The following is a 25,700-nucleotide window of genomic DNA, read 5'->3' on the forward strand; positions in this document are numbered from 1 at the left end:
ACGGATATGATAATGAAATTTCGTTCGAGTAGTTGATTCAGATGCTGGACGAACAGGTGTAGGAGCTTCGCTTCGCGATAGGTAAATTCATGCCGTACCCGACGTAAGCGTTTGGTTTGCCAGATCGAAACGAGAGTTGCCGAACCGAATGGATTGGGGTTCCGGCCTGATAAGCCCGGATAGACTAAATTTTACAATAGTTTTTTGCTTGGGAATTACGCTCTGTTAACTGATTTCAAATAATTATCTTTAGCCCTAGTTAACATTAAATTAGCTTATACAACTCCTTAACTTCTTAATCAATGAGACGACCTTACCTTGCCTTCATTGCCCTAGGCATTGTTTTTATGGGATTAGCCGCTTCTGGCCGTAGCAATGCGTACTACGGAGTCGCTGTTGTTTTCTTTGTTGTTGCTCTTATCACTAAACGACGTGCACAGACGAAGGATTAGCTTGTTGACCTTACATAATGCTCACTTATACAACATTAAAAGCTCTGCGCAGTTGAGGCTGATAGGTTCACTTAAGGCAAACAAGCAATGAAAACGCTACTTATTTTAGCTGGCTTCGTGATGATGCTCAACTCATCTTGTAAGCAGACCAATGTTGTTGCTGATCCTGTTATTGACCCCCGTGATCAACGGATCGGTGTTTATGTGTGTGAGGTCAAACTTAAGAATTATACCACTCAACAGGTTTTTTCCTTTTATATTGATACATTAGAAATTACCAAGCAGGGAGATGTGCAACTACTTGTTAAGAGTAAAAAGGGAGTTCAGCTACCTGTACTTAAATCAATGGATTCTATCGGCCATGGATATGTGGGACTAGCTACTGTTTTGACTTTTCACGAAGGTCAGTCGATCCAAACAAACGGAGGTGAACTGATTATGAGTAGTGGCCCAGACTCTAAATTTTACGAATATAAAGGCAACAAAATCAGGTAGCTTTTGTGCCGACAAGGTTGAGTTGTACTAGTAAAGTACAACTACTTCTTAATTGTCAGCTACCGATTCTAATTTTATTCCATTTACATAATCCTAGTTATGAAACCGATCTTGAATAAATGCCAGTGGTGACATGGTATGTCACCACTGGCATTTATGTACTTTGTTAATTATCGCTCTCATCTTGCGACTTTGCTGATCGTTCCTGATCTTCTTCTAGAGCTTTCTCGGCTTCTGTCTGTTCCCTTGAAAGTTCACGGAAAAGGTCTTGCTGTTCCTCTAGCATTGTTTCTTCTTTTTCGTCATTGTCAGACATAGCTATAAAATTTTCGTACACAATTGAATAAAGTAAAACAAATTAATCCACTTACACAGCGGATTAAGCAATAAAATACATAAATGCAGTGGTGACATACCATGTCATTACTTGTATTTTGCATTTATTGACTATTTAAACCGCTCAATCTTTACCGAGCGAGGGCTCGAACTACCTAGCTTAAAATACTCTGCAACGGCTAGGGCTACTATGACAGCAATAACGATCAACAAGCCAATCAGAATCTTACGCTTCATGCCAAGAGAAGAATAGTGCTACGTTAAGTAACTTCCGAATGATTAGTGATTGTTAGATTATTTTGAGATTAGTTGTACAACTCTGAGTATGTAAAGGGATGGAAACTGGATTTATTATCCGATTAATAATTATTCAGCTTACTTATATCAAATACACGGACTTCGGATCAGTACTAATTGCTATCGCTTTGTTTAAAACCCCCAAATAAAGGCTTACCAAAGCTATTCTGAGGTAATTGCGAAGTACTCGTAATAGCGTTAAAACTGAAAAGTGGAGCTGCTACATTTGACTGGACATTAAGTTAAGCATGATCTAACTTAGTGGACCATGAAAACCAGGAGACAATACGACGACAAATTTAAACGAATGGCGGTGGAGCTCTCAGTTACCAAGGGCTCATTAAAAGCGACCGCTGAAGAATTGGGTATCACTCAACAAATTCTGACTCGATGGCGCCGAGAGCATTTAGCTTCTAAAGCAGTTACGGCCGGTGAAGGGGGCCAAGTCAGCCAAGAGCAACAGGAAATTCTACGGTTGAAAAAAGAACTTCGACAAGCTGAGTTAGAGCGAGATATACTAAAAAAGGCGGTCAGCATCTTCTCCAGGAACGACGGGAAATATTTAGATTCATAAAAGCTCACCAGGGTGAATTTTCCGTTGAGATGATGTGTAACGTATTGAAGGTGAGTCGTAGTGGCTATTACTATTGGTTAGCCCAACGGCCCACCAAAAGAGCCAAAGAGAATGAAACGCTTATCGTACTAATAAGTGATTCGTTTACAGCCAGTAAGAAACGTTATGGCAGTCCAAAGATCACCCGAGAACTGAGGGCCAAAGGCATAAAGATATCTCGACCCCGAGTAGCCAGGTTGATGAGGAAGGCTAACCTGAAAAGTGTCATTCAGAAGAAATATGTGGTTACCACAACTGATTCCAAGCACACTTACCCAGTGGCCGAAAACCATTTAAACCGCCAGTTCAATCCTAGAAAACCGGGTCAGGCATGGGTTTCTGATCTGACGTACATTGCTACTTGTGAAGGCTGGCTCTACCTGACGATCATCATGGATTTGTATGATCGAAAAGTGATCGGTTGGGCTTTAAGCAAGTCGATGAAGGCAGCTGAGACGACCATTCCGGCTTGGCAAATGGCCCTTAAAAATCGCCCTATCGAACGGAATTTAATTTTCCATTCGGATAGAGGAGTGCAATATGCCTGTCATGCGTTTACCCGGCTGTTGAAAAAACAGCCGCTGGTTTTGCAAAGTATGAGTGGGAAAGGTAACTGTTGGGATAACGCTGTGGCGGAAAGCTTCTTCAAAAGCTTAAAGTCAGAAATGATCTACCAACACGATTTTAAAACTATTGAAGCGGCTAAACAGGCGACGTTTGAGTACATCGAGATCTGGTACAACCGGCAACGGAGGCATTCATCGCTGGGGTATGTTTCCCCTTTTGACTATTATAATGGGCAACTTCAACATGTTGCTTAAAGATTTGTCCAGTATTTTGTTGCAAGTCCAAAGAGAGCACCTACCTGGCAATGGTCACTCTGTTTATGCTCTAAGTGTAAATGTGCCGATTATTCATAAGCGCGAAGCACACATTAAACCTGTCATTCGCTTCGCAGGCTGTTGACCGGATTGGTTAAAGCCGCTTTTATGCTTTGGAAACTAACCGTGAGCAGCGCAATGCTTACCGCCAGTATTCCTGCCAGGGCAAACACCCACCACGCGATGTCGATTCGATAAACGAACTCCTGTAGCCACCCATTCATAACGTACCAGGCAATGGGGGAGGCTATGACAATGGCAATCAACACCAGTCTTAGAAAGTCTTTCGATAACAGCGCCACAATGCTGGCAACGCTGGCTCCGAGAACTTTACGGATGCCGATTTCCTTTGTGCGCTGCTCCACCACCTGCGAGACAAGTCCGTACAGTCCCAGGCAGCAGATCAGGATGGCTAGTCCCGCGAATACGTTAACCAGTCGAGTGATTAAGGTTTCTGTTTTATAAAGTCGTGCAATGTGTTCGTCCAGGAACTGGTATTCAAATACCTCGCTGGGGTATAGTTGCTGCCAGGTCTGGCGAATGCGTTCAAGCGTTTGGGACGGGTTCCGTCCCGAAATACGAATGCCAGCGTGACGGTATCGGTCGGCTAGGCTGGCGATAACGCAGGGACCAATTTCCTCCCGCAATGATTTCAGATGAAAGTCGCGCACGACCCCCACAATGGGCAGCATAACCGGCGACAAATAGTGCTGTAGCCGTTTGCCCAGTATTTGCTCCGGTTTCTGAAAACCGAGCTTGTGCAGCATCGTCTCGTTGATCAGATACTCGCGTATGGTATCGCTCGGGATGATATTTCGCCCTGCTACTAATTTCAGTTGATACGTCTTCACAAAGTCGGCATCGGCCAGCCGTTCGCGGGTTGGCCAGGGCTCCCAGTCGGGGCGTTTCTCGAACTTAACCGAGCCGCCGTAGAGCCGGTCGCTGGAGGGCGGCAGATGGCCTAAACTGACGGCCCGGATGTCGGCATACTGACTGAGTTCCTGCTTAAATGCGTCCTGCAACGGTTTGGTTTTATCAGGCAGTGGCACCAGCACAACGTTATCTGGCCGAAAGCCCAGATCGGCCTGCTGCATATACTGAACTTGCCGGGCTACTACCAGCGCTCCCACAATAAGCGCCTGACAAACGATGAACTGCGTAACGACCAGTACCCGCCGAACCGACAGACCACCGAACGACGAAGTAGTTAGTTTGCCGCGCAGGGCTAAATCGGGCGAGAAACCGGATAAAACGGCTGCTGGATAGCCACCTGCCAGCAGCACGACGCCGAAAAAAAGCAAGGCAATGAACACAACTGTAAGTCCATCGAGCCGGAAGGTCAGGCCGAGCTGCACCCAGTTATTGAATAAGGGCAGGGATACGTAAGTCAGCAGCAGTGCCAGGCTAGTTGCCGCCAGCGTAACGAGGGCCGTTTCGAGCAGGAACTGACGACTCAGTTGGCCGCGTGAGCTGCCAAGCGTTTTGCGAATGCCCACCTCTTTACTACGTCGAAGTGCCTGCGCTGTAGCCAGATTAATGAAGTTGATGCAAGAGGCCAGGATGAGCAACAGCCCTACAATTCCCAGTGACCACAGTAACGATGACCGAATCGCCCCGCCGGGGTCACGCGCTACGTCGAAGTGCAGTTCCCGCATCGGCTGGATGACAAAATGATATACCTTAGCGAAGTCGCCATATTGTTTCCGGGCCAGCGCGGGCATCGCCTGTTGTAAACTGGCCGCGGCTTCTTCACTTTTTAGCGTGGCATAAAGCCGGTTGCTGCTGGTCAGCCAGCCCCAGTCTGTTACGTCGTATTCGGGGTCAAGCTGCCGCATGGTTGACATAGACACAAACAGGCCAAGGTTTGTGTCGGTCGTGACAGGTGGTTCGGCGAGCAGGCCGGTTACGGTAACGATTGCCTTGTTGTTCAGGGTCAGTGTTTGCCCAACCGGGTCGGTGTCGCCAAAGTATTTTCTGGCCCACGACTCGGTCAGCACCACGCGATTGGGTCCACGTAAAGCCGTTTTGGCATCACCCCGCAGCCACGTGTAGCTTAATACGTCGAACCACTCGGGCTCTACCAAACCGGTGCCTTTGTGTTCGAGAAATCGTGTGGGTTGGCGTTCATCTGAGCGTTTGACGCTCACGGTCATGTCGCGGACCATGCTCAGAAAGGCCGCCTGCTCCACTTGTGGATACTGCGTGCGAAGCACCTGCGCCATTGGTAAGGGGGCTTCTGCATTATACTCGATTGAACTGTCAGCGAGGTACAAATCAGTGTCGATTCGATAAATATGGTCGAACCTGGCGTGGTGCCGATCTGTGCTGAGGTGATGACGAAGAAACAGAAAAATGAGCAGTCCACCCGCCATGCCAATAGACAACCCAACTGTATTCAGCAGTGTGTAGCTGCGTTGCGTCCGCAAATTTCGCCAGGCGATTTTGAGGTAGTTAGTAAACATAATATCCGTCTCTAGTTTAGCGGCCAAGGTACGGATATTGCTTATAGACAGACTGTTAATAGTTGTTAAGTCGCTGTTTCAGAAGCTCGTGTGTAGGTGTCCAGGGGTAAGAACTACGCACCACATTAGCAGATGATAAAGCACAAAAAAAGCCCAACTGCTCAGGCAGTTGGGCACTCTATACGGGTTACGGTGGATGACTTCCGCAGTAACCTGTACCACTTGTTATACATAACCGACTTACCTGTATTTTGTTTAGCGGGGACGTGCGCAAGTTTGAAATGTATTCACTGCTAAGGATACAGCAGATACTTCTTTCGCATTTGCCTGTACTCCGCCAGACCCGGTTCCCAACTCTGGCGAATTGCCTGTTCGCTCACTCCGGCGATGATCTGCTTTTTGAGGTTTTCAGTGCCGGCCAGTTTATCGAAGTTGCCGATTTCCTTGCTTTGGCTCATGTCGAAGAACCGGTCTTTGTCGGGGTAGGCTTTATACAGCTCGATCAGCCATTGCAGGTTAAGCTGCCGGGTTTTTCGGAGGATGTTCGGGTCATATTTACGTAGGTCAAGTCCGTAGCAGTCGGTATCCTGGTGCAGGGGCGCTTCCTTCATGCCTTTAATACTAACCGGCCGGAACGAGAATGAATACTGACCTTTCAGGGCGGGGGCGCCCAGGACGGTAAAGGGAATATACGTACCGCGTCCCTGACTAATGATTGTCCCTTCAAACAGGCAGACGCTCGGATACAGCAAAATTGATTGCTGCGTGTTCAGGTTTGGTGAAGGGGCCACCGGCAGTACATAGGGGGTGTCGTGCGTATAGTTGGCTACCTTGATGATCTTTAGTTTACACGAATTCTTGGGGATGCCCCAGCCTTCGCCGTTGATCATCTGGGCAAACTCGGCAATGGTCATGCCGTGCGTAATAGGAATCTTGTGCATCCCAATTCCCGAGTGCAGGTGATCTTCCAGAATTGGGCCATCCACGATGAACCCGTTTGGATTGGGCCGGTCCAGAATCAGCAATTCCTTCCTGTTCTCGGCGCAGGCTTCCATAATATAGTTCAGCGTGTTGATGTACGTATAGAACCGCGCACCCACGTCCTGAATGTCGAAGATCAGCAGGTCGACGTCGGCCAGGTGTTCGGCCGATGGTTTCTTATTTCTACCGTAAAGCGAAATAATGGGGATGCTCGTTTTCGCATCCACTTCGTCATCAACCCTGGCTCCGTTGCTGGCGTTGCCGCGAAAGCCGTGCTCCGGCCCGAACACCTTCACGATGTTTACGCCCAGACTGTGCAGGCTGTCTACGCTGGGTTTGCTGCCGATAATTGACGTCTGGTTGACAACCATGCCGATCCGTTTTCCCCTCAGATAAGGCAGATACGTTGCTACCTGATCGGCCCCCGTTAGAACGGGTTGTTTCATTTGAGCAATCGGTTTGCCCGTTTGCGTGCCGAATGATAGACGTAATAAATGAAAATGGCGTGTTGTACAAACAACGCAGAGCAATATTGGAAAAAGAACGAACAGGAGAACCTTCATAAAGATGCCATATAACAGCCGTTGAGCGGCAAATTGCTGAGAAAAGTTGTTGTCTACAAATCATTCCGCTTACTCCGTTCGCAAACTCCTGGCCGGATTTGTCAGGGCGGCTTTCACGCTTTGAACGCTAACCGTCAGCAGGGCGATACCAACGGCCAGCGCTCCCGCCAGCACAAATACCCACCAGTCCAGATTAACCTTATAGGCGAAGTCCTGCAGCCATTGATTGACAGCATACCAGGCGATGGGCGAGGCAATGACCACAGCAATTAGCACTAGCCTGACAAACTCGGCGGATAGCAGGGCGACGATGCTCGTTACGGAGGCTCCCAGCACTTTGCGGATGCCAATTTCTTTGGTGCGCTGCTCAGCCGCAAATGTAGCCAGACCGAACAGACCCATACACGAAATCAGAATCGCAATGGCAGTCGCCGTGTTGACGAGCAGTGACGTTTTCTGTTCTTTCTCATAGATTTTGGCAATCGAATCGTCCAGAAAGCTAAACTCGAACTTCTCATTAGGATAGACTTCCTGCCACGCTGCTTCGATCGCATCCAGCGTAAGCGTGGCATCACTTACCTGTTGGCCTTTCGTTGCCAGTTTTACGCCGAGGTTCCTGGACATGTTGGGCAGATAAGCAATGAACGCAGGCTTGATCCGGGCGTGCAGCGAATTTTCATGGAAGTCCGCCACGACGCCTACAATGGGATACGAACGGCCGTTGAACTTCAGCAGTTTGCCAATAGCTTCGGCTGGTTGTTTGAACCCCAGCGTTCTGGCGTACGTCTGGTTAATGACCAGCTCGCTGAGTGTATCACTGGGCAGGAAGTTACGTCCGGCAACCAGTCGGATGTGGTATAACGGAATGAAGTTTACGTCCCCTACTTTGGCAGAAACTTCTGTTTCAATTTCGGTGGCGCCCTGGTAAGTTAGCTTGGTGAGCATATAGTTTTCGCCCATCGGCGCGAACCACTGCATTGTTACGCCGTCAACGCCCGACAACTGCCTGATCTTCTGAGCCAGCACCTGACTCTTGTCGTCGTGTAATGTATTAATCAGAACAATGGCGTCGGTCGAAAAGCCCAGGTCTTTATTGCGAATGAAATTTAGCTGACGACCCACCATGAGCGTTGCAACGATAAACACCAGCGAAATGGTGAATTGAAACACGATCAGCCCTTTGCGCAGATACCCCTTCTGGTTGCCAACAAGGGCCGTTTGACCTTTCAGCGTCAGCGCCGGTTGATAAGCGGACATAGCCCATGCAGGATACAATCCGGAAAGCAGGGCGGTCATGAGAGTAAGAGCCAGCAGAAACAGCAGAAGCTGCGGGTTAAAAACCGAGAGGGCTACGCCCTTTGGAATAAAGGATTGAAAAGCCAGAAGTACCGGCTGAGTGATCAACAGGGCCACACCTACCGCCAGCGTCGTCAGGATGAAGGTTTCGCTCATGAACTGGGCAAGCAGGATGGTGCGACTGCTGCCCAGAACTTTCCGCATGCCCACCTCCTGCGCCCGGTGTACCGACCGAGCCGTGGCCAGATTAATAAAGTTAATAGCCGCAATGAGGAGGATGAACACCGCTACGCCCATCAAACCGTACAACGTGGGCAGATGCGCCTGACGGGAATAGTTGTCCTGGTAATCGGTATTGAAGTGCAGATCGGACAGGGGTTGTAAGCTGGGAATAAATCGGAAGTCGCCGGTACCCCGGTTTGGCCCAAAGTGCTTTTGCGAGAATACCGCGAGCCGGTCATTCACCTGAGCAGGAGTTGTGCCCCTGCTTAATTTGACGAACGCCTGCGAAGACGACCAGACATCGTTCCACTCATCGAGGTTGATTTCCTGTTTGAGCCGACTGGCGCGGATCGTGGCGAAAGAGATAAAATCAGTAAAGCTAAAATCCGTATTCTGATGCCAACCCTTCACGATACCGGTTACGTGCGTCCGGATAGAATCCCGGTAAATAAGCTCCCGGCCAAGCATCTGATCGGGGGGAATATCGCCGAAATACAGATGGGCTCTGTCCTCCGAAAGTACTACCTGATAAGGTTCGTTCAGGGCCGTTCGGGGGTTGCCAGCCAGCCATTCGTATTGAAAGATGCTGAAGTATTCCGGCTCCGTTATGACAATCTGCGCCGGGTCGGTCCCCATCGTCCGGCGTTCAATCGTCCGGGCTTCTTCGCGGCCGTTTGGGATGATAACGTCTGTTTCAATATTATGAAAAGTAGCGACTGTTTCGAGACCCGGTACTTCGGCCCGGATGGCTTTGGGAGCCGCGCGGGGTATAAACCCTAACGGCCGAAATTCATCGTTTTTGCCGAACTTACTTTGCCCCGCGATCCGATAGATCCGGTCCCGATCTGGATGGAACGTATCATAGCTCAGTTCAAAGCGGGTGATGAGGTAAATGACCAGACAGGCCGTAACGCCCAGCGTAAGACCGGCGAGGTTGATGAGCGTACTAACTTTATGCTTTGTCAGATTACGCAGCGCGATTTTCAGATAATTGCGGATCATTTCCGGGCTTAGGAAAAAGGGTTGAGTATACTCCGTTTCGTTACGCTTGAGGACATAAGGCCGCACAAAGCCCAGCACATCCCGCCAGTAGCGCCAGCGGGCCCGTCGCTGACCGATGCGTTCGACCTGGTAGGCAAACTCCTCATGCAGATCGCCCTGCAGGGTTTCCAGCAGGTGGGGAGCGCAGAACCATGCCAGCAGTCGGTCGGCCAGTTGCGGAGGGGTAGGGGGCCTGGGGTTCATAAATTGAAAGCGAGTTTGGGCGCAGCAGGCACGTTATCCCATAACTGAGCGCGCATTTCCTTAATGTCGTGCAGCGTCCGGTAGCCGTAGGCCGTTACGGTGAACAGCAGCTTCCGGCGACCACCCCGCTCCGGTGTAGGGTCGCCCAGCCGCGACGCGACCATGCCTTTTTCCTGCAACCGGTGCAGGGCTGCATGTACCTGGTTGAGTCGCACGGACCGGTCGGTTTCTTCATTCAGCTTGTGGGTGATTCCCACGCCATACGCTTCACCGTCCATACCGGCAACCAGCAGCAGGACAATCTCTTCAAACTCGCCTAAGTAGGTTCGTTTCATCGCTCTGTATTAAATCTATTTTTGCTGAGCAAATAAGTTGCCAGTTGCAAAAAATAGCCTCTGGAGTCAGAATTGAGCCTTTCTCCGGAGAGCAGTTATTAGCGAATGTCCGCTACCGGACAGGGGCTGTACGCTTCAGGACAGGCACACTGCGTAGATGAGAGCCGCTGAACCGTAAAAAAAGCGCCAGGTCGGGGACAAGGCGCTTTTAAGAGGAGGGGGCTTTTATTCGGTTCGCAAACTCCGGACGGGGTCCATCAGGGCTGCCTTGATACTTTGAAAGCTGATTGTTAGCAGGGCGATTACCGTTGCCAGCATACCCGCCCCGGCGAATATCCACCATTCAATGTCAATCTTGTAGGCGAAGTCGGCCAGCCACCGATTCATGGCATACCAGGCAAGCGGTGAGGCAATCAGAATAGCGATCAGCACCAGTTTCAGAAAATCAGCCGATAGCAACGTAACGATACTCGGAACGCTCGCGCCGAGCACTTTCCGGACGCCAATTTCTTTGGTGCGCTGCTCCGCCGTGAACGCAGCCAGTCCGAACAAACCCAGGCAGGAAATAAAGATGGCTAAGAAGGCAAAGTAATTCGCCAGCGTACCGACCACAATCTCGCTCCGGTACAGCTTCTGAAACTCCTGATCCGCGAACTTGTACGAGAACGGAAACTTCGGGTTAAGCTGTCGCCATAGCGTTTCTACGCTCGCCAGGGCTTCGCGGCTTTGGCCCGGTTGTGTGCGGATAATGATATTCTTACGTTCCGGATCGGGGCTTAGTTTAATAATCAGCGGTTCGATCGGAATGTGCAGCGAGGTCATGTGATAATCCTCGATCAGCCCGATAATGGTGCCCTGTTTACCCCATAACGTCAACGGTTTACCGATGGGATCTACGTAACCAATCCGCCGGGCGGCCGTTTCGTTGATGAGGTAGCTAACCGAATCCAGGCCGTATGCTTTCGAGAAGTCGCGCCCTTTCAGATTCAGTTTTAACGTTTTGGTGAAGTCATAATCCACGGTCGAAAACTGAAACTCGATACTGACGTCGGGGCCTTTGCCCGGCCACTGCACGTTGCCGGTGCTGCCAAAGGTGTTGGTCGGCGTACCATCCATATACGTCATGGACTGAATGCCCGGCGATTTCAGTAGTTCCTGCTTAAAGGTGCTGTATTTGTCTACCAGATTCCCTTCGGCCGAGAGATAGATCAAGTTTTCCCGATCATAGCCCAGGTTCTTGGTCTGGATGAAATTAATCTGCCGGTAAACCACGATGGTGCCGATAATGAGCAGCATCGATAGTACGAACTGAAACACGACCAGCCCCTGCCGGAACAGCCGCGCACCCGAGCCAAACCGGAGGCTACCTTTCAGAACGCGAATCGGGTTGAGCGACGACAGAAACAGAGCCGGGTAGCTTCCGGCAATCAGTCCGGTTAGGAGTGCCATGCCCAGCAGCGTCGCCCAGAACGAAGGGCTGGCATAACGGAACGTAATGTGTTTTTCGGTCAGGGTATTGAAGACGGGCAGCAGGAGCCAGACGATACCCAGTGCCAGGACTAACGCCAGGAACGTAAGCAATAGGGCCTCGCCCACAAACTGGCCAATCAGCAGGCTCCGTACGGCCCCGATCACCTTCCGGACGCCGACCTCCCGCGCCCGCCTGACCGACCGGGCCGTGGCCAGATTCATGAAGTTAATGCAGGCAATCAGCAGAATGAACACGGCCACGATACCAAACAGCCGCACGTATTCGATGCGGCCACCGTCCTGATAACCGTCCTTGAAGTTGGAATACAGATACCCTTCGGGAAACGGTTGCAGAAACAGCTCAATCTTGAAAGGGCTTTCTTTCATACGGGGATTCACTTCCTTCAGAAAGTGCTTCAGTTTGGCTTCGAGTCGGTCCGCGTCCGGGAGGTCGCCGTTGCGGGCCTGGTGCAGTTGAATGAACGTGCGGGGCGCGTTGCTTCCCCAGTCTTTAAGCCATTCGTTCCGCCTGATGAAATCCTGCCAGCTCAGCAGATAATCGTATTTCTCCGAACTGTTGTCCGGCAGATTCTCGAAAACGGCCGTAACCTGATAATCGGTCTGGTTATCCAGCCGGATGCTTTTTCCGATGGCGGCCTGCGGACTACCAAAATAGTTCTCAGCCAGTTTGCGGGAAATTGCCAGGTTAGCCGGGGCATTCAACGCCGTTTCAGGACGCCCTTCCAGCAGCGGCACCGTAAACATGCTGAACCAGTCAGCTCCGGCAAACCGCCCTTTCTCCCTGTTGAATTTTTCCCCTACGGTAAAGGTGCGCTGATCTTCCCACGAAAAGCCCGCGGCATATTCAATTTCCGGAAACTTCTTTTTAAGCTCATCCGACAGTAGCCCTGGTGTGCTGGGCGCGGCTACTACCTTCCCATCGTAGAGCTGACGCTCCATGACGTTGTACAATCGGGTGCCATTGGCGTGGTAGGCATCGACGCTGAACTCGTCCTGAATCCAGAGAAAGATGAGCAGGCTACAAACCATGCCCAGGGCCAGCCCCAGGATGTTAATAGCCGAGAACGTTTTGTTGTGGGCGATGTTCCGCCAGGCAATTTTGAGATAGTTACGTATCATGGCAGGGTGTAACGAAATAGGTGATGTGTATTCGTCGGATTGATGAACCGTCCGCTGACGTTTGAGGGCAAATGGCCGGATAAACCCCAGAACCTCCCAGATATACTGCCGCCGGGCGCTGCGTTCGCCGACCAGCGCGACCCGTCGCGTAAAGCGCTCATACAGGTCGCCCTGCACTTCTTCCAGCAGGTGGGGAGCGCAGAACCATGCCAGCAGGCGGTCGGCCCAGCGCGGTGGTGATCCGGCATTTTGGCGAGGGGCGGGGGGCTTGGGGTTCATAGGCTGATAGCTGGTAAGGTTTGCGGAGCAATAGAATTCCATAACTGCTCACGTACGGCCCGGATGTCGTGCAGCGTCCGGCTACCCAGCACCGTTACGGTGAACAGGCGTTTCCGCCGACCGCCCCGTTCGGCCGTGGCTTCGCCCATTTGGGATACCAGCATGCCTTTCTCCTGCAGACGGTGCAGCGCTGCATGTACGGCGCTGATGCTAACCGAGCGTCCGGTCTGCTTATCCAGTTCGTCGGTAATGGCTACTCCATACGCGCCACTGCCCAGCACGGCGACGGTTAGCAAAACGATTTCTTCAAACTCACCCAGGTACGTCCGTTTCATTCGTCTTCGTTAGTTCAATATTTGTAGAACAAATGGTTTGCCAATTTCGAAAATTGGCTTAAACGGCTGATTTGGGGCTTATTGAGACATTTGCCCTGTCCGGAATCGTACACCGCCTGTCCGCAGCCGAACAAACCGTTCGAAAACGGGTCAATACAATCCGCGCTTACCCGTAATTTCGCGGGCACATCTGCCAGCTATGGCGTCAATAGTTTACTGAATCAATATGGCTCTCAAAACGCTCGTTAAAATCTCCAACGTAACCAACCTCAGCGATGCCCGCTACTGCGCCGGTATGGGCGTCGATATGCTTGGCTTTTCGATGGACACCAACTCGCCTGATTACGTCGAACCGAAAAAATTTAATGAAATCAAGGCTTGGGTGGCTGGCGTGCAGATTGTCGGCGAAACCACGGCTACGGACCCCGACGTAATCGAGCAACTGATTGAGACGTACCAGCCGGACCTGCTGCAGGTAGACGAAGCGGCTCTGCTGCCGTATCTGGGCACGTTTGGCCTGCCCATTATTCTGCGGGCCGATCTGTCGCAGCTTACCCTTGACCAGCTCGATACGCTGCTCCTGACCGGCTCATCGGGTGCTGAATATATTCTGCTGGAAAGCAATAGCCCCATTCATCTCGATGATGTGTTGAAAACGGCCCTGCAGCGACTGGCAGCTCGTTATCCAATTCTGCTGGGAACGGGCGTATCGGTCAATAACGTCCATACGCTGCTGGCCGACCTGTCGGTTCGGGGTATTGCGCTGACCGGGGGCGACGAAGAGCGACCCGGGAACAAGGAGTTTGGCGAATTGATGGATATTCTGGAAGCAATCGAAGAAGAATAGCCTGTTTTGACGTTACAAGCTGGTTGGGCGTATATATTTGCGCTACTATGTATAACCTACTATCATTGAAAACATACTTCCATCAATAGCCGCGTCCATCCGTCCGATTCTCGTTTCCTCTGACCCGGCTACCTAGTACGTTTACATCGGTTTTAGACCCAAAAAGCCATGAACAAACGATTAGAGCGCATCTCCGACGAGGCTATGGTCGGGGGCGTCGCGGCCGGACTGGCCCACTATTTTGGATGGAATCGCACACTGGTGCGCCTGATATTCCTGATTGGTATTCCGCTTCCTGGCTTTCCAGCCTTGCTGATTTACATTATCTTGTGGATCGCAATGCCGAAGCAGCCGCTCGGAGCATCGGTCAATCAGTTAACCGTTTATGCAAATCCTGTTTTTTCCATGAATCCCTACAACCCCAACCAGCCCGCATCTCCCGACCGTAGTGTCATTGGCGGGGCCATTCTGATCCTGCTCGGCATTTTGTTCCTGATCAACCGCTACTTCGACATTGACTTTGGCGATCTGTGGCCGTTTATTCTGATTGCCGTCGGTCTGTGGCTGATTTTCAAAGATCGGATCAAAACCCCCTACGACCCGAACAGCAATAACCCCAACCATCCTAACGATACGCTCTGATCATGCAACGCCGAAACGGACTATTCTGGGGAATTTTTCTGCTGACGTTTGGCGTGCTGTTCCTGGCCCGTCGGGCGGGATGGCTGGATGTGGACTGGCATGCGCTCGTGAATCTGTGGCCCATCCTGTTGATTCTGGCCGGGGTGAACCTGATCCTCGAACGACGCGGTAACCCGGCGGCCTTCGTTACGACGGTGATGCTGGCGGTGGCGGTTCCTGCTACTCTATTTGGGTTTTTCGCCCACGATCGGGACCGCGATGGATTCCACATGCGCTGGAATCACGACAACGATGACGACAATGGCCGGGATTCCGATGATGAGGATGACGACAACGAAGCGGATTATCGCTCCGAGCGCGATCGGCGGAGTGGGGAAAAAGTGCAGACCAGTACGTTTTCTGAGTCGATGGACGCCGACACGCAGGAGGCTGTTCTGAAACTGGCGGGCGGAGCAGGCCGGTTTATCATCAGCGATCCAACGTCTGAGTTGATCAAGGCAGAAACGAAACAGACCGTCGGAACGTATTCCATGTCTGTCGACCGCGACCAGACCACCCATGTGCCAACCATCGAACTGAAGCCAACGGACGAGCATCAGGAAATTGACCTGAATGATGGTAAGTTCGAAAATCGGGTAGACGTACACCTGAACGCCAAACCCGTCTGGACAATGGATATCGCGCTGGGTGCTGGTCAGGGCGATCTGGACCTGAGCGCTTACGCCGTAAAAAATCTGAAACTTGCCGCTGGTGCCGCCGATCTTGACCTGAAACTGGGCGCAAAAACCGACCAGTCGGACGTAAAACTCGACGTAGGGGCGGCTTCCGTTACGGTACGCGTTCCGAAAGAGGTGGGCTGCCGGATTAAAAAAGACGGTGCCCTGAACCTGCAGCAACTGGACGATTTTACGGAAGTCGGCGGGGGCGAGTTTGTCAGCCCCGGCTACGATGGAGCCGCCAAAAAGATGACCATTCGCTTCGACGGCGGCATCTCGCGCTTCAAAGTCGTCCGCTACTAACGCAGGGTGAAGCCGCCCGTGATGTCCTGAAGGGCGAACCTAAAAGTCCACAGCATAAAAAGCAGCAGCCCGATAACCTCATTTGAGTTATCGGGCCGCTGCTTTTTATTGGCGCATCTTTCGGGGATATGAACTAGACAATTGCAGCCTGCTCAACTCATAGAGAAACTAATGAAGCACTACTGTATCGGCGCCTTGTTGGAGGTCAACCTGCGTGGTTATTGTTCTTCGTCCCATCAGCAATACCAGCAGGGCAAGGGTTGCTGAGCCAGCCATACCCACCACCATCGGAATGGCCGAAGGAACTTCAAAAAGGCTTATAATTACCGAGATCAACGTACCCATGCCCATTTGTAGGGCACCCATCAATGCCGACGCGCTACCAGCATTTTTGGAAAAAGGAGCCAGCGATAACGCTGAGGCATTTGGGTTGGTAAAACCGATGCAGCAAAGGAACAGGAACAGAAAAACAAGGGTAATCGGAAGCGTCAGCCAGCCATTTATGGCTACTGTCAGAAACGTCAGGGCAACAATGACCTGACAAACCAGAGCCACGTTGACAATTTGATCGCTCCTGTAAGTTCGCAGCAGCAGGGTGTTTACCTGACTGGATCCAATAAAGCCAACCGAAAGAAATGCGAATATCCAGCCATATACTTTTTCGTCGGTATGGAATACTTCCATAAACAGAATCGGTGAGCCGGAAACATAGGCAAACAGACCTGAAAAGGCGATGGCCCCGGTGAAAGCATAGGTATAAAACTGGGGTTCGCGCAATACGCTCCAGAAATTAAGTAGAATCGGTTTCGGTTTTAGCGAAATCGACGGGTCGGGTTTATAACGGGCAGGCAACCAGAAGAAAACGGCGGCCAAAATAGCAACGCCCATCCCGGTGAGAATAATAAATACAGCCTGCCAGCCGAAGGCAGCGGTCACATACCCACCAACCGTTGGGGCGATCATCGGCGAAGCGCCTACGACGAGCAGTAACAGTGAGAACACCTTCGCATTGTCCTTCACCGGAAACAGATCGCGCACCATTGCTACCGAGGCCACCGCTGCCGCGCAACTTCCGATGGCCTGTATGACACGCATGACGATCAGGCCGTCGATACTGTCTGTAAAAGCGCAGCCTGCTGATGCCAGGATGTACACAATCAGCCCGATGTACAATGGTTTTTTCCGCCCAAACCGGTCGAGCAAGGGCCCGTAAAGAAGCTGCCCCACCGAGATTCCGATGAAAAAGCCGGACAGAGAAAGAGAGACTTTTGCCGCGGTGGTGTGCAGATCGTTGGCAATGGCTGGGAAGCCCGGCAGATACATGTCAATGGAAAACGGCCCCAGAGCAGTTAAACTACCCAGAATCAAAATAAGAAAGAAATACGTCTTTTTGGACATCAGGAGTTAATCTGGTGAATGCTAGTAAGGATTAAATGGGAAGAAAAGACATAACAGCCAGATGGAAAGGCATACTAGTCCGCCCAATTCATACTTGCTATTTATACACAGCCCCAATCGTTAAGGTTCGATTGTCCTGACAACCTTTGCCGAAATAGCCGTATGACTAAGTAGATTCATAATTTTCCAATAGATTGCCACATGGACAGTTCTTCGCTGAACCGGTTGTTGATGACCGCGCATTGACCACCAAATTACATGGCTGGACGGCTTCATAGGATTTGCGACCGGAATCTGATTCGCAATGACGGCTTATTTACGGTACTGCTCTTCACTCACCTTTTCCAGCCAATCGACTACTTTTCCATTCAGATTTTCCTGAATGGCAATGTGGGTCATGCCGGTCGTGGGGGTGGCACCGTGCCAATGCTTTTCGTTGGGCTCAAACCAAACGACGTCACCCGGATGAATTTCCTCAATCGGACCACCGTCGCGCTGTACCCAGCCGCAACCGGCGGTAACGATCAGCGTCTGGCCCAGCGGATGGGTGTGCCAGGCCGTTCGGGCACCAGGTTCGAAGGTGACACTCGCTGCGGCTGCTCGTCTGGCGTCATTAGCCGCAAATAACGAATCAATGCGCACGGCGCCCGTAAACCAGTCTTCCGGCCCCTTGCCGGATGGCTGCGTACCAATTCTGGTTATTTCCATGTGAACTCCGTTTCGTTTAATGGATTGAACCACTCTACTCGTTGTTACAGTGTTTTGACAGTCCTAGCCGGAACGCCAGCTACGACGGTGTTGGGCACCACATCCCGACTAACGACTGCACCGGCAGCCACGATAGCGTTTTCACCCACCGTAACACCCGGCAGAATGGTAGCTCCGGCGCCAATCCAGGCGTTACGTTTAATAACAATCGGCCGGGGCAGAACCGTCTTACGGTCGGCGGGGTCTAACGGATGATTTTCGGACGTCAGGTTGACGCTTGGGCCAATCTGGACATCATCTTCAATCGTGATACCACCGATGTCCAGAAACGAACAATTGTGATTGATAAAGATATTTTTGCCTAGGCTGATGAACCGGCCAAAGTTGGTGTAGAAAGGCGGGAACACCGTTGTGGATGCGTCCACTTCCGTTCCGATGATGTCACTCAAGCGGTCGCGCACCAGGTCAACGTTGGTGGCCGTGGCATTCATCTCGACGCATAACCGGATAGTGCGCGAGACAACTTCACCAAACCGAGCGTACTCAGAGTCGTCCTTTCGGAGCGGCTCACCCGCCCGCATCCGCTGGAAGATATCGTTACTAGCTTGTTCGTTACTCATATTCCTCTCTTATCAGATATAGCCCTGCCCATAACGCCTGTTAAACCTTGTATAGCAGCTTATCAGGCGTAATGGGCAGGGCTATTCGTGATGTCACGTTTACCGCTCCAGTTCAAAAGTGACCGTAACGCTTCCCGAACCCAATGTGGCTGCCAGTCCGGTGGTGTCATTAATGCGGCCGAGCTTTGTATACCGATAGGAAGTAGAAAATGCTTTATAGAAGAGTACCAGCGTATTAGCGCCATACAGCATCAAATCGCCGTTTTGAATGGTGCCGGGGTTTGATACGTTGACAGGCAGGTTGCCGGATAAATCAACGTATTTCTCATTGCCGTTCAGCTCGGTCATCCTAACGGTCATGGGCAACCGGGCTTTGAATGCGGTTGCGGTAGCATTGTCATACAGCGTTGCTGTGAACGTACTGGACCCAACTCTGATTCTCATTTGACTTCCTTTCAGATCAGGAGTACTGTTACTTGTTTTAGGGTTGCCCGACACAGAGGCATTTTCACCACAAGACGCCAAGCTGGCGAATAAGGAAGAAATGAAAAAAGCGACGACAAGTGAATAGTTCATAGTAGTTAAGCTTTTACAGACTTCCTTATCCAGCACTTTTTCTCAGGCGTCGTTGATTTCCTCGGCTTATCACCTGGATTTTCGGGTCAATGATACCGCGCTTATTTTTTCAGCGATGCCATGTCAATGACGAATCGATACTTGACATCACCTTTCAGCAGGCGCTCGTAAGCTTCGTTAATCTGCTGGACATCGATCATCTCAATATCCGCGGGGATATTGTGCTCGGCGCAGAAATCCAGCATCTCCTGGGTTTCCGCAATGCCGCCAATCATAGAGCCGGCAAAGCTCTTGCGACCGGGGATAAGGCTGAAGGCCGCAACGGGAAGCGGATGTTCCGGTGCGCCTACGAGGGCCAGCGAACCATCTACGCGAAGCAGGCCGAGGTATGCGTTAATATCATGCTCTGCCGAAACGCAATCCAGAATAAAGTGCAGTTTACCCCGGTAAGCAGCCATTTGCTGGGCATCTTTTGATAAGACCACTTCATCAGCGCCTAACCGTTTGGCTTCTTCAAATTTGGATTCCGATGTGGTGAATGCTACTACGTGTGCGCCCATGGCTTTCGCGATCTTTAGGCCCATATGTCCTAAACCACCAATGCCGACGATCCCCACTTTTTTACCCGGCCCCACATTCCAGTGCCGCAGGGGTGAATACGTCGTGATACCGGCGCAAAGCAGGGGAGCCGCTGCCGCAGGATCGAGGTTGTCGGGGATGCGCAACACAAAGTTCTCATCCACCACAATGCTTTCTGAATAGCCTCCGAAGGTTGGATTGCCCGGTAGGTGCTTATCTGGCGAATTGTACGTGCCGGTCATGCCGGGTTCGCAATATTGCTCCAGCCCTTCCTGACAGTACTCACATTCCCGGCAGGAATCGACCATGCAGCCTACGCCGACCATGTCACCTACGTTGAATTTACTGACGTGACCGCCCACGCTCACCACTCTACCCACAATCTCGTGACCGGGAACGCAGGGGTATAGAGAAGGTCCCCATTCACTCCTGGCCGTATGCAGGTCGGAGTGACAAACCCCGCAGAACAGAATTTCTATTTCCACGTCGTGCGGTGTGGGTTTCCGGCGGTTGATACTCATTTGGTTCAAAGGCGCTTCGGCTGCCTCTGTGCCAAAGGCTTTAATTTCTTTGACATTGGTGGCTGTTGCGCTTGCTTCTGCTGTTTTTACTGCTTCCATAATCGTTGTTTTCAGGCTATTACTTTTTGTGACCTTGTTTCAGCACCTTATTCAAGGGCTAAAAATGCAATTGACATGATTTTCCAGACCCTGTTTTCACCACGAACTCGTAGGGGTACCAATACTCAACCGGTAGGGGGCTTCTTTGTTGAGTGCTATTGTCCATTCCTTTATCAGTAAGAGAGGAAAACCGCCACCCGGAGCCTTCTCTATTTGCCTTCTACTGAAATAACCCCGACGCTCTTTTCCAGGGGCTTACCCGGCTTCAGATGTTCGGTAAAGAAGGCGGTTAGTTTATCAAAAGGAATGATAGCTAACTGGTCGTACAAATCGACATGACTGGCATCCGGAATAATCAATAGCTCTTTCGGCCCGGCGGCTGCTTTGTAAGCATCCTCGTTGAAATAACGGGAGTGTGCCTTTTTACCGGCAATCAGCAAAACCGGACGAGGTGCGATTTCTTTGATGTAAGTCAGCAAGGGCATATTCATGAACGACAGCGGATTGGTAGCGGTTCATGCACCATTTGAATTAATCGAATTGGAATGAAACCCCCGTGGCGTTTTATAATAATTGAAATAATCAACGACGAACTGCGGCTCGTTGCCCTGCAGCTTTTGGGGGAGATTATTGGTGGAGGGAGCGGGCGTTCCTTTCTCTGCATCTGCCCACCGTTGCTGGCTCAGCCCTTCCAGCACGTTCGTGCGTTGTTCCGGGGTAAGCTTATCAAAATAACCTTTGGCCATCACCCGCGACATATCATACATGCTGGTGGTTGTGATCCGATACAGTTTCTCCGCTTTGCGCGCGAGCCTGCCCCAGAAGCATGAAGGTTGCGGCTAGTATGAATGTTAACTTCTTCATTTATCTCTTGTTGAAATTGACTTGTCGCTGAGTTAATTATTTACCGCAAAGGTACCGGTCAGGACGGCCATCGGGGTAAAGAGATTCAAACTAATGATTAAGGATTTCAAACCTAACCGGTCCGCTGTGGTCTGACATTCCGGAGCGGCCGAACCGTTGATCAGGCCCTAAGGCATATGGTGGGGAAATGAACTATTACTGCCCGGCCATGAAAAAGCCGCCTAAATCAGGCGGCTTTTTCATGACTGGATAGATGAGTAGTCTAATTGTTCTGATTATTTAACCGTTTCAGAAGCATATTATTGAAGACCTGCTCAGTCTTATATAACTCTGCCAGTTGCGCGGGCGTAATAACCTTCAGAAACCGGTTCATATATTCGTCGTCCAGATCGGCGAGTTTTTGTTTGGTCGCGTTGACCTCCCGCAGGCCGTCCATCAACTGATTGTTATTCAAACCACCCCGCGACGGCTCATTGTTGAGTTGCCGGATTCGGCGGTTCAGCTCCTGCTTCTTCGCGTTGTATTCGTTATAAACCGCCCAGAACTGGGGAGCCTGATCGGTGGTCAGATTGAGCCGGTTCGTAATCATGCCTATCTTAGCCGATTCAATTTTCTGGCGTCCGCTGAGGTCGTTCTGTGCGACGGCTGCGTGCGTCATCAGCACCAAACCCAGCAGCCAACCAATCCATGCGTGTCTCATCGTCGTAAAATTTACCATTCTATAAATCAGGAGCCGAATTCTGAATTGCCAATCAAGTTCTGCTCCTCCATATGCTGCCGAATATCAGCAGGCTCTACGTCAAGGTATTCAATAGCGGTTGTGTCCGTCCCCAACGAGGAGTGAAGCTGCTGACTATCGGCTAGTTCGTAGGGATCCACGCCCTGCTCAGCCAGATAGGCCGCAATCACTTCATTGCTGACACCCGTTAAGGCTTCCGTACCTAATGACTCCTGACGCTGGGGTAATGTTTGCCACACCAGCACCGCAATCAGACTGGCACCCGCCAGTGAGGCCGCCGTACGCTGCCATGACCAGCTTATCGAAAAGGCCGGTTTCTGTTTCCGCGCCACCCGGGCCTGCACCCGCGATGGCAAAGCATCGAAATAGCCCTCCGGCACCGAAAAGGGCTGCTGCCGCAACGGATGCTCGGGGGGCAGTTCATCGAGCCGAAAGTAATTTTTATCGTCCATAGTACCTGTGTGTGCAAATCACACAATTATCGCTGCGTTTCAGATTTGACAGCCTAAAATACGTTAGGTTTAATCTGTTGTATCTGTTTTTGTCAGGTATTCCTCGATTTTTTTGACGGCAAGGTGGTACGAAGCCTTAAGTGCGCCAACCGATGTGCCGGTAATCTCTGAAATCTCTTCGTACTTCATATCGTCGAAGTATTTCATGTTGAACACTAACCGCTGCTTGTCGGGCAACTTCAGCAGCGCCTTCTGAAGTTTCATCTGAATCTCTTCGCCACTAGGCTCATTACCGGACGTAACGTAGTCCGTGTTGCTTTCGAGCTTCTCCATCAACTCGCCCTCTACGTCGCCGATGGGCAGAAAGAACCGTCGGCGTTTCTTGTTCAGAAAGTTCAGGCACTCGTTGGTGGCAATGCGATAGATCCAGGTATATAACTGACTGTCGCCCCGAAACTGTTCCAGGCTGTTCCAGACTTTTATGAACGTTTCCTGCACCAGATCATCCGCGTCATCGTGGTCGATGACCATCTTCCGGATATGCCAATAAATCTTCTGCTGATACTGTCGCACCAGCAGATTAAAGGCATAGTTCCGGCTTGATGGGTCGCGGTATTTGGCGAGGAGTTCTTCGTCTGTCATTGTTGGCATTCAGCGACAGGTAATTTGTAGTTGGCTCTAAGCCGTCCACTGCAAATTACCTGCCACCATCACTTATTTTCTTGCCATTACTTTTTTTACCTGCTCAACAATTTTGTCGGCAGTGAGGCCATATTTTTTCATTAACTGGTCGGGCGTGCCGCTCTCTCCGAACGTATCGTGAACACCGACGTATTCCAGCGGGGCCGGGAAGTTGCGGGCCAGCACCTGCGCTACGCTATCGCCAAGACCACCGTTCAGCATGTGTTCTTCGGCCGAAACGGCGCATCCGGTCTTTTTGACCGATGCCAGAATGGCTTCTTCGTCTAACGGTTTAATTGTGTGAATGTTGATAATATCGGCTTCAATACCTTCTTCGGCCAGCATTTCGCCCGCCTTGATGGCTTCCCAGACAAGGTGGCCCGTGCAGAAAATCGATACGGCATCGCCTTCATTGACATGCCAGGCTTTACCGATCTCAAACTTCTGGTCGGCCGGGGTGAAAACAGGGATAACCGGACGGCCAAATCGCAGGTAAACGGGGCCTTCGTACTCAGCGATAGCGATAGTCGCAGCTTTGGTCTGATTATAATCGCAGGGGTTTATGACGGTCATGTTGGGCAGCATTTTCATCATGCCCAGATCTTCCAGAATCTGGTGGGTTGCCCCGTCTTCGCCCAGCGTTACGCCCGCGTGCGATGCGCAGATTTTAACGTTCTTGTTAGAATACGCCACCGACTGCCGGATCTGGTCGTACACCCGACCCGTAGCGAAGTTCGCGAAAGTTGTGGCAAACGGAATTTTTCCGCCAATGGTCAGGCCCGCCGATACGCCAATCATGTTGGCTTCAGCAATGCCGCACTGCACAAACCGGTCGGGGTTCTCTTTAATAAACGTTTCGAGCTTGAGCGAGCCGGCCAGATCGGCGGTCAGCGCAACGACGTTAGGGTTCGATTTGCCCAGTTCGGCAATACCCGCACCAAAACCGGAACGGGTGTCTTTCTTTTCTGTGTATTCGTATTTTTTCATAGTCTGTGTTCAGTTCGCCGAAGCGAGGGTTTGCAATTTAGTTAGAAAATAGTGGGCACTCGGACAGTTGGGGTGCGCAGCCGCCCGCTCAATGGAGAAACCATACTTAAGCATACGCCGGGCCAGAATTGGTTTTGTGCCGACTCCCCGGCCAGTTTTGGCAAGAAATAACTGCCGAATGGTTTCAAATGGATCAGCTTCCTGCTCTGGGTAATCCATATGGAACGTAACGTCCAGCATTGTACTCATCGTGGCAGAATCGGCCAGGAACCAGGCTTCTGCAGCTCGAACGGCAATGACCGTGTGTTGATTCGGGTATTCGCCAATTCGTTGTCGTGTAGCTTCTACAGACGTATCGTCATCCTGATCAGTCAGCACCACAACATGTGCCGTACCAGCTTGTAGTAGGGCCTGCCGCTTTTCTTCAATATTATGTGGCAACAGGTTTCCATTGCCATCTGCATTTTGAATCGGCGATACGCAATGTAAACCTGCTGCGGCAAGCAGCGTTTGAAAGGCTTCTGATTTGACGATCTTTACTTCTGTGTCGCCCTCACAGATGAAACCAACGTTTACCATGCCAGCCCCCCGTTTAATGCGTTTGTGAGCCAGGCTTCATCAACGGACATCCCATGAAAATCTTCGTTCCGGAATTGCCGAACGGTGGTTGCTCCTTCTTTCTTTTCAACAACGACAAACTCATTTGGCCGGACGCGGGATGCCATCGATTGCGAGTGCGTATTCAACCAGATATAATGACCACGCTCTTCACACATGATGCGGAAGAAATCGACCAGCTCAGCCGCTACCTGAGGATGCAATCCGTTCTCTGGTTCTTCTATACAAAGGAACTGCGGCTTGTCGTCACTTTGATAAACAGCCGTCAGCAGAGCGAGGATGTTGAACGTACCGTCTGAAATCAGAGACTTTGTGAAGTGGCTTGATGAAAACTGTTCAAACCAGTGAAGTTCATTTCTGTCATCTATTTCGACAGCTTTGAACTCCGGAACAAATAATTCTAACCATTCAAATAACTCGTTACGTAGTATACTATTTGAAAGTATACGTTTCAAGACTAACTCTAGGTTATCTGCAGCAAAAGTCAGTCGATTATCATCCTTGAAGTTTAATTTCTGTTGTTCATCTTTTCCAACAAACAATCTAGAGAAATTATAAAAAGGATTTTTAGCAACGTAGTCAGATTGAGTTAGTGAATTGTTAATATATCCGAACTCTTGCAAATGAGCTGTTTCATTTGTTGAATGTTGGAGAATGTTGATATAATAACCACGCTCAAATCCAGAAACATCTGAATCAAAATGGACAGTGAACTTGCTTGCAGTATTGTGTCTTCTCAAAAAGTTTTCAGGGCCACCAAACAAACTCCCCGTTATTCCACCCATACGCTCCTGAAGATTCACAAATTCCAAAGCCTCGAAAATATTTGATTTGCCTGACCCGTTAGGGCCGACAAAGACCGTGAACGGATTCGGCTCAATGAGCTCGATCCGTTCAATGGACTTGAAATTTTCGATGACCAAGCTTTTGATCTTCATGGCTGGTATA

General features: G+C 50.7%; 25 protein-coding genes. 5 read left to right on the plus strand and 20 right to left on the minus strand.

What is annotated here, in order from left to right:
• Positions 1 to 539 precede the first annotated feature (539 nt).
• The gene (locus HNV11_RS09895) at positions 540 to 947 is read left to right on the plus strand and encodes a hypothetical protein (RefSeq protein WP_171739511.1); all 408 of its coding nucleotides are present in this window, start codon (positions 540 to 542) and stop codon (positions 945 to 947) included.
• 166 nt (positions 948 to 1,113) lie between these two features.
• Here HNV11_RS09895 and HNV11_RS09900 read toward each other — a convergent pair whose 3' ends face one another.
• Positions 1,114 to 1,263 carry a hypothetical protein gene (locus tag HNV11_RS09900; RefSeq protein ID WP_171739512.1) on the minus strand — a complete coding sequence of 50 codons (150 nt, stop codon included), beginning with the start codon at positions 1,261 to 1,263 and terminating at the stop codon, positions 1,114 to 1,116.
• Between the two features lie 585 nt (positions 1,264 to 1,848).
• On the opposite strand from HNV11_RS09900, the gene HNV11_RS09905 reads away from it, so the two are divergent.
• A protein-coding gene (locus HNV11_RS09905) for an IS3 family transposase (RefSeq protein ID WP_171738713.1) occupies positions 1,849 to 3,014 on the plus strand; the annotation gives its coding sequence in 2 pieces (ribosomal slippage) (positions 1,849 to 2,098 and positions 2,098 to 3,014; 1,167 coding nt in all).
• Between the two features lie 122 nt (positions 3,015 to 3,136).
• On the opposite strand, the gene HNV11_RS09910 is transcribed toward HNV11_RS09905, so the two are convergent.
• The 6 genes from HNV11_RS09910 to HNV11_RS09935 all read right to left on the minus strand — a co-directional run bounded on the left by HNV11_RS09910 (position 3,137) and on the right by HNV11_RS09935 (position 13,402).
• Entirely contained in the window at positions 3,137 to 5,536 is a 2,400-nt protein-coding gene (locus HNV11_RS09910; RefSeq protein ID WP_171739513.1) for an FtsX-like permease family protein, read from the minus strand.
• A 293-nt stretch (positions 5,537 to 5,829) separates the two neighbouring features.
• Positions 5,830 to 6,963, minus strand: coding sequence for an exo-beta-N-acetylmuramidase NamZ family protein (locus tag HNV11_RS09915; RefSeq protein WP_394353879.1), 1,134 nt, complete (start codon positions 6,961 to 6,963; stop codon positions 5,830 to 5,832).
• A gap of 186 nt (positions 6,964 to 7,149) precedes the next feature.
• Positions 7,150 to 9,843: an ABC transporter permease gene (locus HNV11_RS09920; RefSeq protein ID WP_171739515.1), complete on the minus strand. Its 2,694-nt coding sequence runs from the start codon at positions 9,841 to 9,843 to the stop codon at positions 7,150 to 7,152.
• The gene (locus HNV11_RS09925; protein WP_171739516.1) at positions 9,840 to 10,178 is read right to left on the minus strand and encodes a PadR family transcriptional regulator; all 339 of its coding nucleotides are present in this window, start codon (positions 10,176 to 10,178) and stop codon (positions 9,840 to 9,842) included. The genes HNV11_RS09920 and HNV11_RS09925 overlap by 4 nt, the downstream gene beginning before the upstream one ends.
• Positions 10,179 to 10,403: 225 nt before the next feature.
• The gene (locus HNV11_RS09930) at positions 10,404 to 13,067 is read right to left on the minus strand and encodes an ABC transporter permease (protein WP_240163893.1); all 2,664 of its coding nucleotides are present in this window, start codon (positions 13,065 to 13,067) and stop codon (positions 10,404 to 10,406) included.
• The gene (locus tag HNV11_RS09935) at positions 13,064 to 13,402 is read right to left on the minus strand and encodes a PadR family transcriptional regulator (protein ID WP_171739517.1); all 339 of its coding nucleotides are present in this window, start codon (positions 13,400 to 13,402) and stop codon (positions 13,064 to 13,066) included. The genes HNV11_RS09930 and HNV11_RS09935 overlap by 4 nt, the downstream gene beginning before the upstream one ends.
• 226 nt (positions 13,403 to 13,628) lie before the next feature.
• Between HNV11_RS09935 and HNV11_RS09940 the strand changes: the two genes are divergently transcribed.
• From HNV11_RS09940 to HNV11_RS09950, 3 genes are all read left to right on the plus strand, one after another.
• Positions 13,629 to 14,249 carry a beta/alpha barrel domain-containing protein gene (locus HNV11_RS09940; protein ID WP_171739518.1) on the plus strand — a complete coding sequence of 207 codons (621 nt, stop codon included), beginning with the start codon at positions 13,629 to 13,631 and terminating at the stop codon, positions 14,247 to 14,249.
• Positions 14,250 to 14,417: 168 nt separating this feature from the next.
• Positions 14,418 to 14,891, plus strand: a complete 474-nt coding sequence (locus HNV11_RS09945) for a PspC domain-containing protein (protein WP_171739519.1) — start codon at positions 14,418 to 14,420, stop codon at positions 14,889 to 14,891.
• 2 nt (positions 14,892 to 14,893) lie between these two features.
• The gene (locus tag HNV11_RS09950) at positions 14,894 to 15,910 is read left to right on the plus strand and encodes a LiaI-LiaF-like domain-containing protein (RefSeq protein WP_171739520.1); all 1,017 of its coding nucleotides are present in this window, start codon (positions 14,894 to 14,896) and stop codon (positions 15,908 to 15,910) included.
• A gap of 168 nt (positions 15,911 to 16,078) precedes the next feature.
• Here the strand turns inward: HNV11_RS09950 and HNV11_RS09955 are convergent, their stop codons facing one another.
• The 13 genes from HNV11_RS09955 to HNV11_RS10010 form a co-directional block, all read right to left on the minus strand.
• The gene (locus tag HNV11_RS09955) at positions 16,079 to 17,308 is read right to left on the minus strand and encodes a multidrug effflux MFS transporter (RefSeq protein WP_171739521.1); all 1,230 of its coding nucleotides are present in this window, start codon (positions 17,306 to 17,308) and stop codon (positions 16,079 to 16,081) included.
• Positions 17,309 to 17,620: 312 nt separating this feature from the next.
• Positions 17,621 to 18,016: a (R)-mandelonitrile lyase gene (locus tag HNV11_RS09960; RefSeq protein ID WP_171739522.1), complete on the minus strand. Its 396-nt coding sequence runs from the start codon at positions 18,014 to 18,016 to the stop codon at positions 17,621 to 17,623.
• A gap of 44 nt (positions 18,017 to 18,060) precedes the next feature.
• Positions 18,061 to 18,636, minus strand: a complete 576-nt coding sequence (locus HNV11_RS09965; RefSeq protein ID WP_171739523.1) for a DapH/DapD/GlmU-related protein — start codon at positions 18,634 to 18,636, stop codon at positions 18,061 to 18,063.
• Positions 18,637 to 18,735: 99 nt separating this feature from the next.
• Positions 18,736 to 19,080, minus strand: a complete 345-nt coding sequence (locus HNV11_RS09970) for a cyclophilin-like fold protein (protein WP_240163895.1) — start codon at positions 19,078 to 19,080, stop codon at positions 18,736 to 18,738.
• Positions 19,081 to 19,313: 233 nt separating this feature from the next.
• Complete coding sequence (locus HNV11_RS09975; protein WP_240163897.1) at positions 19,314 to 20,312, minus strand: NAD(P)-dependent alcohol dehydrogenase; 999 nt, start codon at positions 20,310 to 20,312, stop codon at positions 19,314 to 19,316.
• A 308-nt stretch (positions 20,313 to 20,620) separates the two neighbouring features.
• The gene (locus HNV11_RS23830; RefSeq protein ID WP_205402750.1) at positions 20,621 to 20,902 is read right to left on the minus strand and encodes an alpha/beta hydrolase; all 282 of its coding nucleotides are present in this window, start codon (positions 20,900 to 20,902) and stop codon (positions 20,621 to 20,623) included.
• A 24-nt stretch (positions 20,903 to 20,926) separates the two neighbouring features.
• On the minus strand, positions 20,927 to 21,178 hold the full coding sequence (locus HNV11_RS23835; protein ID WP_205402751.1) for a hypothetical protein: 252 nt from the start codon (positions 21,176 to 21,178) through the stop codon (positions 20,927 to 20,929).
• A gap of 359 nt (positions 21,179 to 21,537) precedes the next feature.
• A complete protein-coding gene (locus HNV11_RS09985) occupies positions 21,538 to 21,993 on the minus strand; it encodes a Spy/CpxP family protein refolding chaperone (protein ID WP_171739526.1) in 456 nt (151 codons plus the stop codon).
• A gap of 8 nt (positions 21,994 to 22,001) precedes the next feature.
• Positions 22,002 to 22,466, minus strand: coding sequence for a hypothetical protein (locus HNV11_RS09990; protein WP_171739527.1), 465 nt, complete (start codon positions 22,464 to 22,466; stop codon positions 22,002 to 22,004).
• A 69-nt stretch (positions 22,467 to 22,535) separates the two neighbouring features.
• On the minus strand, positions 22,536 to 23,108 hold the full coding sequence (locus HNV11_RS09995) for an RNA polymerase sigma factor (protein ID WP_171742136.1): 573 nt from the start codon (positions 23,106 to 23,108) through the stop codon (positions 22,536 to 22,538).
• Between the two features lie 72 nt (positions 23,109 to 23,180).
• Entirely contained in the window at positions 23,181 to 24,134 is a 954-nt protein-coding gene (locus tag HNV11_RS10000; RefSeq protein ID WP_171739528.1) for a transketolase family protein, read from the minus strand.
• Positions 24,135 to 24,143: 9 nt separating this feature from the next.
• On the minus strand, positions 24,144 to 24,713 hold the full coding sequence (locus HNV11_RS10005) for a hypothetical protein (RefSeq protein ID WP_171739529.1): 570 nt from the start codon (positions 24,711 to 24,713) through the stop codon (positions 24,144 to 24,146).
• On the minus strand, positions 24,707 to 25,690 hold the full coding sequence (locus HNV11_RS10010) for an AAA family ATPase (protein ID WP_171739530.1): 984 nt from the start codon (positions 25,688 to 25,690) through the stop codon (positions 24,707 to 24,709). The genes HNV11_RS10005 and HNV11_RS10010 overlap by 7 nt, the downstream gene beginning before the upstream one ends.
• Positions 25,691 to 25,700 lie beyond the last annotated feature (10 nt).

Origin of the sequence: Spirosoma taeanense (assembly GCF_013127955.1) — a bacterium.
Classification (GTDB): Bacteria; Bacteroidota; Bacteroidia; order Cytophagales; family Spirosomataceae; genus Spirosoma; species Spirosoma taeanense.